Source organism: Promineifilum sp. (SeqCode) (assembly GCF_041918635.1).
In the GTDB taxonomy this organism is placed as follows: Bacteria; Chloroflexota; Anaerolineae; order Promineifilales; family Promineifilaceae; genus Promineifilum.
On record NZ_JAYRVJ010000717.1, the window covers coordinates 1 to 10,535 of the forward strand.

At 67.5% G+C, this 10,535-nt stretch carries 8 protein-coding genes; 3 read left to right on the forward strand and 5 right to left on the reverse strand.

Features of this window, described 5'->3' with window-relative positions:
• The 3 genes from ACE3UY_RS20955 to infA all read left to right on the forward strand — a co-directional run.
• A partial coding sequence (locus tag ACE3UY_RS20955) for a fumarylacetoacetate hydrolase family protein (protein ID WP_374689423.1) occupies positions 1-838 on the forward strand: 838 nt, incomplete at its 5' end.
• A 574-nt stretch (positions 839-1,412) separates the two neighbouring features.
• On the forward strand, positions 1,413-3,419 hold the full coding sequence (locus ACE3UY_RS20960) for a 30S ribosomal protein S1 (RefSeq protein WP_374689424.1): 2,007 nt from the start codon (positions 1,413-1,415) through the stop codon (positions 3,417-3,419).
• Positions 3,420-3,491: 72 nt separating this feature from the next.
• Complete coding sequence (gene infA, locus ACE3UY_RS20965) at positions 3,492-3,737, forward strand: translation initiation factor IF-1 (RefSeq protein ID WP_374689425.1); 246 nt, start codon at positions 3,492-3,494, stop codon at positions 3,735-3,737.
• Between the two features lie 247 nt (positions 3,738-3,984).
• On the opposite strand, the gene prmA is transcribed toward infA, so the two are convergent.
• The 5 genes from prmA to hrcA all read right to left on the reverse strand — a co-directional run bounded on the left by prmA (position 3,985) and on the right by hrcA (position 10,077).
• Positions 3,985-4,962 (reverse strand): 50S ribosomal protein L11 methyltransferase, encoded by a 978-nt coding sequence (prmA, locus tag ACE3UY_RS20970; RefSeq protein ID WP_374689426.1) that lies wholly within the window; start codon positions 4,960-4,962, stop codon positions 3,985-3,987.
• Between the two features lie 102 nt (positions 4,963-5,064).
• The gene (gene dnaJ / locus ACE3UY_RS20975) at positions 5,065-6,222 is read right to left on the reverse strand and encodes a molecular chaperone DnaJ (RefSeq protein ID WP_374689427.1); all 1,158 of its coding nucleotides are present in this window, start codon (positions 6,220-6,222) and stop codon (positions 5,065-5,067) included.
• 250 nt (positions 6,223-6,472) lie between these two features.
• Complete coding sequence (dnaK, locus tag ACE3UY_RS20980) at positions 6,473-8,377, reverse strand: molecular chaperone DnaK (protein WP_374689428.1); 1,905 nt, start codon at positions 8,375-8,377, stop codon at positions 6,473-6,475.
• A 76-nt stretch (positions 8,378-8,453) separates the two neighbouring features.
• The gene (locus ACE3UY_RS20985) at positions 8,454-8,993 is read right to left on the reverse strand and encodes a nucleotide exchange factor GrpE (RefSeq protein ID WP_374689429.1); all 540 of its coding nucleotides are present in this window, start codon (positions 8,991-8,993) and stop codon (positions 8,454-8,456) included.
• Positions 8,986-10,077, reverse strand: a complete 1,092-nt coding sequence (gene hrcA, locus ACE3UY_RS20990) for a heat-inducible transcriptional repressor HrcA (protein WP_374689430.1) — start codon at positions 10,075-10,077, stop codon at positions 8,986-8,988. Before hrcA ends, ACE3UY_RS20985 begins: the two co-directional genes overlap by 8 nt.
• Positions 10,078-10,535 lie beyond the last annotated feature (458 nt).

The following is a 10,535-nucleotide window of genomic DNA, read 5'->3' on the forward strand; positions in this document are numbered from 1 at the left end:
CCCCACGCCGGGCCTCCTCCGCGACGACGGCATTGTTGACCTGTCGCCCGTCGCCCCCGACATGCTGAGCCTCATCGACGGCGGCCCGGCGGCGCTGGAGCGGGCGCGGGCGGTGGGCGCGTCGGCCGCGGTCGCGTTGCCGCTGGCCGAGGCGCGCCTGCTGGCCCCCATCCCCACGCCCCGCCGCAACGTGATGTGCCTGGGCAAGAACTACGCCGAGCACGCCCGCGAGTCGTACGAGGCCCGCGGCGAGCAGGTGGTCGCCACGGCGTACCCGGTCATCTTCACCAAGACGACAACCTGCGTCAACGGCCCCTACGACGACATCCCCTTCGACCCGGCCGTCAGCGAGCAGATCGACTACGAGGCCGAGCTGGCCTTCATCATCGGCCGCCGGGCCAAGAATGTGCGCCGCGCCGAAGCGATGGCCTACGTTTTCGGCTACACGGTGCTGAACGACGTGACCGCCCGCGACCTGCAAACGCTGCACAAGCAGTTCTTCAAGGGCAAGAGCCTGGACGGCAGCTGCCCCCTCGGGCCGTGGATCGTGACGGCCGACGCCATCCCCGACCCCCACGCGCTGCGCATCACCTGCCACGTCAACGGCGAGCTGCGCCAGGACAGCGCCGGCGAGTCGATGACGTTCGACATCCCGGCCATCATCGAGATTCTGTCGCGCGGGATGACGCTGCTGCCGGGGGACATCATCGCCACGGGCACGCCCAGCGGCGTCGGCTTCGCCCGCAAGCCGCCGGTCTTTCTGCGGCCGGGGGACGTGGTGGCGTGCGAGATTGAGGGGATTGGGGTGATACGGAACAGGATAGGGGCTAGGGGCTAGGGGCTAGGGAAGAGCGATCTTCCCCAGTTTCTAGTTATAGAGTGCGCATCCTCAGATGCGCGTTCCGCACCCCCGCGCCGCCCGCATCTGAGGATGCGGACTCCGTCGAAGTAGGGGGTAGGGGCTAGGGGCTAGGGAAGAGCGCTTCGCTCCGCTGCGCCGCCCGCATCTGAGGATGCGGACTCCGCAGGACGGGTTTCTTCCCTAGCCCCCAGCCCCTAGCCCCTAACCCCTAGCCCCTAGCCCCCGCATTGACATAGTCTAACCCCTTGATATAATTGGTAATTGGCTGAGTGGGTTAGGGTTGGACGGCTAAGAGACAATCGAAGAAACCGGAAGATACGAACGACTCGTGCGTCAATCTGGGGGTTTCCCTATTGTGACTCCATTACGCTTCGTGCTTTGGGCATAGCCAGCCGCCCGGCACTATCCGGATTGGGATAGCGTTTCCAAACTCGGCCGTGGCCGCGAACAATCGCCGCCAATGGGCCGAGTTTTTGATTGATGATCGGGAACCTGCAACCCGCAAAACAGTAAGCCGGTTATAGGATTTATTTTTATGTCTGACGAATCGATGAATTCCCTTGAAGATTTGCTGGACCAGCACTCCTACGACATGCCCCAGGCCGGGGACATGCGCCTGGGTGTGATTGTCGCCAGTACGCCGCAGGGATTGATCATTGACCTGGGCCTGAAGCGCGATGGCATCGTGCCGCAGTCCGACCTGGCCAAGCTGGAGCCGGGCGAGCGCGAGGCGCTGAAGGTCAATGACGAAGTCCCGGTGTACGTGGTCCAGACCGAAGATCCCGAGGCGCTGGTCGTCTCCATCCACCTGGCGCGGCTCAACCAGGACTGGATCGAGGCCGAGGCGCTGCTGGCCAGTGGGCAGATCTTCGAGGGCGAGGTCATCGGCTACAACAAGGGCGGCGTCATCGTCCCCTACGGCCGCATCCGCGGCTTCGTGCCCATCTCCCACCTGAGCGACGTGACCCCCGGCATGGGCGAGCGCCGCCGCCAGCAGCGATTGGCCCGCCTGCGCGGCGAGACCATCGGCGTCAAGATCATCGAGGTCGACCGCCACCGCCACCGCCTGGTCATGTCCCAGCGTGAGGCGCACAAGGAGTGGGAGGAGAAGAAGCGCGGCGAATTGATGGAGACGCTGAAGCCGGGCGATGTGCGCACCGGCCGCATCAGCGGCATGCGCGACTTCGGCGCGTTCGTCGACCTGGGCGGGGCGGATGGCCTCGTCCACATCTCCGAGCTGTCCTGGCACCGCGTGGATCACCCGCGCGAGGTGGTCAAGCTGGGCGACGAGGTGGAGGTCTACGTGCTGGGCGTCGATCAGGAGTCGGGCCGCATCAGCCTGAGCCGCAAGAAGCTGCTGCCCAACCCGTGGGACACGGTGACGCAGCGCTACAACCAGAACCAGTTGGTCGAGGGCCGGGTCACGCGCATCCTCGACTATGGCGCGTTCGCCGAGATCGAGCCGGGCGTCGAGGGGCTGCTGCACGTCTCGCAACTGTCGCGCAACCCGGTGGAAGACCCGCGCGCCGTGGTCAAGGAAGGCGAGGTGCACCTGCTGCGCGTCGTCAGCATCGACCAGAAGCGCCAGCGCATCGGCCTGAGCCTGAAGGCGGTGACGCCGACGGAGCAGATCGAGTGGATGGCCCAGAAGGAACTGGCCGACGCCATGCGCCGCGAGGAAGAGGAAGCCGCTGCCTCGGCCCGGGCCACCGCCCACCCGCACGTGGAGGCGCCGGAGCCGGTCGAGGTGCAGGTCGAACAGGCCGCCGCGCCTGTGGTCACGGCCAACGTGCCGCCGAGCGAGGCCCCCGTGGAGGCGGCTGTCGAGGCCGTGGCCGCGCTGACCGCCGCGACCGAGGCCAGCGACGCCGAAGCCGCCGCCGCCGCGCCCGAAGTCGAGGCCCCGGCCGAGCCGCTGACGACGCCCATCGAGGCGACGGAGCCGCCGGCCGAAGAAGTAGAAGCCGAAGCGCCAGCCGTGGAAGCGCCGGAGGTTGAGGCCCCGGCCGAGCCGGTGACGACGCCCGTCGAGGCGCTGCTCGGCGCGGACGAAGCGGCGGAGGCCGAAGCTGAGGCTGAGGTCGAGGTCGAAGCTGAAGCCGAAGTAGAAGCCGAAGCCCCGGCGGTCGAAGCGGCAGCCGAAGAAGTCCAGGCGGCGGTGAGCGAGCCGGCCGTCGCGCCGGTCGAGGCGGTCGAGGCCGTAGCGGCTGAGGCCGTAGCGGCCGAGGCCCCCGTGGTCGAAGAGCCGGCCGAGGTTGAGACCCCGGCGGCGGAAGCCGCCGCCCCGGCCGCGGCCGAGGAGCCGCCGGCCCCCATCGTCCGCGACGTGCCGGCGCTGGTCATCGACGCGGATGAGCCGCCGCTGGAGGCCCGCGAGTCGCTGGTGGACGCGCTCATCGCCGAAGTGGAAGAGGCCGACGTAGCCCCGGAGCCGGAGGATTTGCCCCTGCCCGCCTACGTCGATGAAGACGCCGAAGAGGCCGCCGCGGCCACCGCCGACGCGGCTGAGGACGCTGAAGAGGAAGTAGACGAAGAGGCGGCCGCCGCCGCCGAGTAAAGGGGCCAGGTGACGTAGGGGCGGGTTTGAAACCCGCCCCTACCCTACCCTAGCCCCTACCATAAGGAATGTATGGCAACTAAGGAAGAGAAGCTAGAAGTCGAAGGCACGGTGATGGAACTGCTGCCGAATACGCAGTTCACGGTGGAGTTGGACAACGGCCACAAAGTCCTGTCGTACCTGTCCGGCCGGATGCGCAAGCACTACATCCGCATCCTGTTGGGCGACCGCGTGCGCGTCGAGATGACGCCCTACGACATGGGCCGCGGCCGGATCACCTACCGCTATCGCCGCAACGTGCCCGCGCCGGAAGCGTAGGGGCCAGGTTCTAGGTTCTAGGGGCTAGGTTCTAGGGACTAGGGGTTAGGGAAGAAGTGTTCTTCCCTAACCCCTAACCCCTAGCCCCTAAAACCTGGCCTTGCCTCTTGGCCTCTAAGAATGGCTACGGGTCAAGACGGAGGGTACGGATACCTCAGGGTATCCGTATTGTCCGTCCTGACCCGTAGCCATTTTCGCGTTTCCCGGGCGCGCTCTTCCCTGGCCCCTAGCCCCTGGCCCCTAGCCCCTAGCCCCTAGCCCCTACCAGCGTCACCCAATCGCCGGCCGCAATCGTGCGCTGCACGTGGCCGCCGGCGGCGCGGAGCGCTTCCTCCACCTCCGGCCCCTGCTCGTCGATGATGCCGCTCAGGATGAGCGCGCCGCCGGGGGCCACGTAGTCCAGCAACCCCTGCTCCGACAACAACTGAATGATGACCGGGGCCAGGATGTTGGCGACGACCACGTCCCACGTCGCGCGCCCTGTCTCGGCCAGGACGCTGTCCAGCTCGCCGCGCCAGACGTGGATGCGGTCGGCCACGCCGTTCTGCGCCGCGTTCTCGCGGGTGGCGCGCACGGCCAGCGCGTCGGTGTCAAAGGCCGCCACCTCGACCGCGCCCAGCCTGGCCGCGGCCACGGACAGGATGCCGGAGCCTGTGCCCGCGTCCAAGACCGTTAGGCCCGGCCGCACCACGTCCTCCAGCGCTTGCAGGCAGCCCTGCGTGGTCGGGTGGAGGCCGGTGCCGAAGGCCATGCCGGGGTCGAGCACCAGGGTGATGTCGTCGGGGCGGGCGTCGTCGTCCGGCTCGTGGGCCAGCCACGTCGGGCGAATCTTCAGCCGGCGGCCCAGCCGGAAGGGGCGGTAGTGGTCTTTCCAGGCGTTGGCCCAATCTTCGTCGGCCAGCTCGCGGAACAGCGGCGCTGGCAGGGGGTAGAGCCGGCCCAGGTGGTAGAGAATCTCCTCCACCCGCCGCCGCAACGCCGGGGAGTCGTCCGTTTCGGGCACGTAGATCTTGACCGTGACGTAGGGCTCCAGGGCGGCCGGGTCGAGGTTGGTCTCGTCGCCCAGCTGCTCCAGGACGACGCTCTCCTGATAGGCGAACGGCCGCAGCGCCTCGGCCACGGCTTCGGCCCCTTCGCCGTCGGTGCGGACGCTGATTTCGAGCCAGTAGAGGGGAGCGGGGGAGCGGGGGGGCAGGGGGGCGGGGGGGATGGGGGAGTCGGTCATGGGTGTTTCTCGTGGTCGTTGTCGTAGAGGAGTCCCGCCCGCATCTGAGGATGCGGACTCTGCACTCTCCCCCGCTCCCCCGCCCCCCTGCTCCCCCGCTCTTTATCCGAACAGATCGCCCAACGCATCCTTCAACTGTCCCAGGATGCCCTTATCCTTCTGCGGCACGACCTCTTTGCCGAGGGTGCGGCCGAGTTGCTGGAAGAGGTCTCTCTGCTCGGGGGTCAGGCTCTTGGGCACGACGACCTGGACGATGACCAGCTGGTCGCCGCGGCCGACGTGGGCGCCGCGCCCGCTGCGATCCAGCTTGTGCGCACCGTGGTCGCGCAGGCGGAAGACCTTACCCGACTGCGTGCCCGGCGGCACGTGCAGCGCCTCCTCGCCGTCCACCGTCGGAACCAGGATCTCGTCCCCCAGCGCGGCCTGGGCCACGTTGATCTGGAGGTCGAGCACCACGTCATCGCCCCGCCGCTGGAAGAACTCATGCGGCGCGACGGTCAGCACGACGAACAGGTTGCCCGACGGCCCGCCGTCCAGCCCCGCCCCGCCCTCGCCCGTCAGGCGAATCTGCGTGTCGCTGTCCACGCCCGGCGGGACTTTGACCTTCTTGGTCACCGTCCGCTCGACCAGCTTGCGGCCGTTGCACTCATGGCACAGGGTGGGGATGAGTTCGCCCGTGCCGTTGCAGGTCGGGCAGGTGGCGACGTTGACGAATTGGCCCAGGATGGATTGCTGGACGCGGCGCACCTCGCCGGAGCCGTTGCAGGTGGTGCAGGCGATGGGCTTCGATCCCGGCTCCGCGCCGTTGCCGCCGCACACGTGGCACACCTCCGGCCGGCGGTACTCGATGTCGCGCTCCGCGCCGAAGATGGCTTCCTCGAAGGTGATGGTCAGGTCGTAGCGCAGATCGACGCCGCGCCGCGGCCCCTGCCGCCGCCGCCGGCCGGCCCCCGCGCCGCTGAACGTGCCGAAGAACTCCTCGAAGATGTCGGCGAAACCGCCGAAGCCCTGCTGGTCGAAGCCCCCGAAGCCGCCGTTGCCCACGCCGGCATGGCCGAAGCGGTCATAGGCCGCCCGCTTGTCGTCGTCGGACAGCACCTCGTACGCCTCGCTGATCTCCTTGAAGCGGTCGGCGGCGTCCGGTTCGCTGCTCACGTCCGGGTGGTACTGGCGCGCCAGACGCCGGTACTGCTTTTTCAGATCCTCTTTCGTCGCCGTCCGGCCCACGCCAAGAACGTCGTAGTAGTCGCGCTTCGTCATAAGATAGGGGTTAGGGGCTAGGGGCTAGGGGCTAGGGGCTAGGGAAGAGCGTTCTTTCCTGGAGCCTCGCGCCTGACCCTCGAAATCTATCATCGATAGGGGTTAGGGGCTAGAGGCTAGGGAAGAGCGTTCTTTCCTGGAGCCTCGCGCCTGACCCTCGAAATCTATCATCGATAGGGGTTAGGGGCCAGGGGCCAGGGACCAGGGAAGAGCGTTCTTCCCCTGGCCCCTGGCCCCTAGAACCTAGCCCCTAATTCTCGCTAAACTCACCCTCGACCACGTCCTCATCGGCGCGGCCGTCGCCGGCGGGGCCGCCATCAGGGCCGGTCGGGCCGCCCGGCTGGCCGCCGCTCTGCTGGTACATGGCCGCGCCGGCCGCCTGCAGCGCCTGCTCCAGCCGCTCGGCGGCGCTGCGAATCCCGTCGGGGTCGCCGCCGTCCATGGCCGACTTCACGGCGTCGATCTGGCTCTGCACAGCCGCCCGGTTCGACTCCGGAATCTTGTCACTGTTGTCGCGCAGGAACTTCTCCGCGCCGTAGACGGTCGAGTCGGCCACGTTGCGGGCCTCCACTTCCTGCTTGCGGCGCGAGTCCTCGGCGGCATGCCCTTCGGCGTCGCGCATCATGCGGTCGATCTCATCCTTGGCCAGACCGCTGGACGGGATGATCTGCATGGCCTGCTGCCGGTTGGTGGCCTTGTCGCGGGCGCTGACGTTGAGGATGCCGTTGGCGTCGATGTCGAACGACACCTCGATCTGCGGGACGCCGCGCGGCGCGGGCGGGAGGCCGTCGAGGATGAAGCGGCCCAGGCTCTTGTTGTCGTGGGCCATCGGCCGCTCGCCCTGCACCACGTGAATCTCCACCTGCGTCTGGCCGTCGGCCGCCGTCGAGAAGACCTGGCTCTTCTTGGTCGGGATGGTCGTGTTGCGCTCGATGAGCGGCGTGGCGATCGCGCCCAGCGTCTCGATGCCCAGCGTCAGCGGCGTCACGTCGAGCAGGACGACTTCCTTCACGTCGCCGCCCAGCACGCCGGCCTGGATGGCCGCGCCCAGCGCCACCACCTCGTCGGGGTTCACGCCCTTGTGCGGCTCCTTGCCGAAGAACTTGCGCACCGCCTCCTGGATGGCCGGCATGCGCGTCATGCCGCCGACCAGGATGACCTCGGCGACCTTGTCGGTCGTCACGCCGGCGTCCTTCAGCGCCTTGCGGCACGGCTCGATGGAGCGCTGCACCAGGTCTTCCGTCAGCTGCTCCAGCTTGGCGCGGGTCAGCGTCAGGTTCAGGTGCTTGGGGCCGGTGGCGTCGGCGGTGATGAAGGGCAGGTTCAGCTCGCTCTGCATCGTCGTGGACAGCTCGATCTTGGCCTTCTCGGCCGCCTCGCGCAGGCGCTGCAGGGCCTGCCTGTCGTTGCGCAGGTCAATGCCTTCCTGCATCTTGAACTGGTCGGCCGCCCAGTCGATGACGCGCTGGTCGAAGTCGTCGCCGCCCAGGAAGGTGTCGCCGTTGGTGGACTTGACCTCGAAGACGCCGTCGCCCACCTCCAGGATGGAGATGTCGAACGTGCCGCCGCCCAGGTCATAGACGGCGATGAGTTCATCGTTCTTGCTGCCCAGCCCATAGGCCAGCGACGACGCGGTCGGCTCGTTGACGATGCGCATCACCTCCAGGCCGGCGATCTTGCCCGCGTCCTTGGTGGCCTGGCGCTGGCTGTCGTTGAAGTAGGCCGGCACGGTGATGACCGCCTGGGTCACCGTCGCGCCCAGATACGCCTCGGCGTCGGTCTTGATCTTCTGCAAGATCATGGCCGAAATCTCCGGCGGGGAGTATTCGCGGGCGTTCATGACCACGCGAATGTCGCCGTTGGGGGCCTCGCGCACTTCGTAGGGCACGTAGCTTCTGGCTCGCTGCACCTCGGGGTCGTTGTACTTGCGGCCCATGAAGCGCTTGACCGAGTAGACGGTGTTCTGCGAGTTGATGACCACCTGCCGCTTGGCGACCTGGCCGACCAGCCGCTCGCCCGTCTTCGGGTTCACGGCCACGACCGACGGGAAGAGCCGGCTGCCCTCCGCGCTGGGAATGACGACAGGCTCTCCGCCCTCCATGACGGCGACAACGGAGTTCGTTGTGCCCAGATCGATACCGATTATCTTTGCCATCTCTGCTGTCCTCTCTAATAATTGCGAACAGACCTGACAGGTTTTCTGGAACCTGTCAGGTCTAGATGAATCGTTGTTACGCCGCCACGGTTACCAGCGACGGCCGGACGACCTGATCGCCCAGCCGGTAGCCGCGCCGCAGCTCGCGGACGATGGTTCCGCTATCGTGCTCGTTGGACGGCTCCGGCGAGAGCGCCTCGTGCCAGTTGGGGTCGAACGGCTCGCCCACGGCCGGGATGGGCTGTACACCCAACTCCTCCAGCGTGGACATCATCTTGCGGTACACCAGACCCACGCCGGCAAACCACGGGTCGCGCTGCACGCTCTCCGGGGCGCTGCTCACGGCGCGCTCCAGGTCGTCGATGAGCGGCAGCAGCTTGCCGACCAGGTCAGCGTTGGCGCTGGCATAGGCCTCGGCCCGCTGCTTGTCGAACCGCTTGCGGGCGTTGGCAAATTCGGCCTGGGTGCGCTGCCAGCCGTCGAGGTAGCGCGCCGCCTCGGCCTGGGCCGCGGCCAACTGCTCCTCCAGGGGGGCGCCGGTCGCGGTCTCGGCCGCATCGACCAACTCGCCCTCCAGGACGTTGCCGGTTTCCTCTCGCACTCGTTCGTCATTCATCACGATCAGTCTCTACCTCACTTTGTTCCAGGATGTTGGCCCGCGCCTCCGTCGGCTCCTGCGCGAAGTACTCATAGACGAAGCCGCTCATCAGGTCGGCGACGTAGCGCACGGCGGCCACGTTGCGGTCATAGGGCATGCGCGTCGGGCCGACCACGGCCACCGTGCCGGAAAAGCTGTCGGTGACGCCGTAGCGCGACAGGATCATGGTGCAGTCGCGCAACTCTTCCCAGCGGCCGTCGCCGCCGATGACCACCTGCACGCCCTCGCCGCCCTGCGCCTGCGTGTCGGCCAGCACCGAGGCCAGCAGCGTGCGCTCTTCCAGCAGCCGCACGACGTGGCGCGTGCCCTCGTCGTCCAATATGTTGACCAGCCCATCGCGGTAAACGTCGCTGATGGGTTGGTAATCCGTCCGGCGCAGGGTGTCCACCACCAGACGGCTCATCTCCTCTTCCAGCGTGTCCAGATGGCCGGCCTTGGCCCGCGCGGCCACCTCGTCGGAGTCCATGTCCAGGAAGAGGCTGTTCAGCCGGTCGGCGGCGGCGCTGAGGCGCGCCTGCGACAGCGGCTCGGCCAGCGTCAACATCTGCTGCTTCACCTCGCCGCCATAGAGGACGAGCACCATCAGCACCAGCCGGCCCTGCGTGGCGATAAGCTGGAGGTGCTTGTAGCGGTTGGCGCGCGCCTGGGGGGCGGTGACGAAGCTGGCGCTGCGCGCCGTGCGGGCCAGAATGGCCGCCGACAGGCGCATCCACTGGTCAAGCTCCAGCCGGGCCTGATGGAACTGGTGGCGGATCATCTGCCGCTCGTGCAGCGGCAGGTGGAATTCGCCCAGCAGCTTCTGGACGAAGTAGCGGTAGCCGCGCTCGGTGGGGATGCGGCCGGCCGAGGTGTGCAGCTGGGCCACGTAGCCCAACTCGCCCAGCGCGGCCAGGTCATTGCGCGCCGTGGCCGAACTGACGTCGAGGCCGAACGCCTCCACCAGGGTGCGCGAACCGACCGGCCGGCCCGTCTCGATGAAACTGCGGACGACCATCGCCAGGATGCGCTCTTGACGCTCAGTCAGTTGATGGAACTCGGTCATGCTCACAAGGCGCTCGACGACCGGGTGAGTAGCCCCTTGGCCCCGCCATACCCGGTCGCGTGGTACATTCCACTCTAGCGGCCCGCTTAGCACTCGCCGCCAGGGAGTGCTAAAAGAGGCCAGAGCGATCATAACATGGCGGCGGATCAGCGTCAATTAGAAGCGCGTAAGAGAGGGGCTAGGGGCTAGGGGATAGGGGCTAGGGGCTAGGGGCCAGGGGCCAGGGGCCAGGGGCCAGGGGAAGAGAGGGCGGCTGGCGAAAGAGGTGACAGGTGGGCGGCCGCTAGTACCTTCACCAGCGCGAAACTGGTGGCCTCCACCTGTCAGGTCTGAAACTTTGCGCTATCATTGTTGCGAAACGCTGTACCAGGTCGCGCCATGACCGATCGAACGCCGCACGAGAGCTACGTCTTTATCCACCGGACGATGGTGGACATCTATGCGCTGGGCGAATTGAG

What these genes read in the sequence shown, in the direction of transcription:
- ACE3UY_RS20960 (WP_374689424.1), top strand. Translation starts at nt 1,413, where the DNA reads ATGAATTCCCTTGAAGATTTGCTGGACCAGCACTCCTACGACATGCCC.
- infA (WP_374689425.1), top strand. Translation starts at nt 3,492, where the DNA reads ATGGCAACTAAGGAAGAGAAGCTAGAAGTCGAAGGCACGGTGATGGAA.
- prmA (WP_374689426.1), bottom strand. Translation starts at nt 4,962, where the DNA reads ATGACCGACTCCCCCATCCCCCCCGCCCCCCTGCCCCCCCGCTCCCCC.
- dnaJ (WP_374689427.1), bottom strand. Translation starts at nt 6,222, where the DNA reads ATGACGAAGCGCGACTACTACGACGTTCTTGGCGTGGGCCGGACGGCG.
- dnaK (WP_374689428.1), bottom strand. Translation starts at nt 8,377, where the DNA reads ATGGCAAAGATAATCGGTATCGATCTGGGCACAACGAACTCCGTTGTC.
- ACE3UY_RS20985 (WP_374689429.1), bottom strand. Translation starts at nt 8,993, where the DNA reads ATGAATGACGAACGAGTGCGAGAGGAAACCGGCAACGTCCTGGAGGGC.
- hrcA (WP_374689430.1), bottom strand. Translation starts at nt 10,077, where the DNA reads ATGACCGAGTTCCATCAACTGACTGAGCGTCAAGAGCGCATCCTGGCG.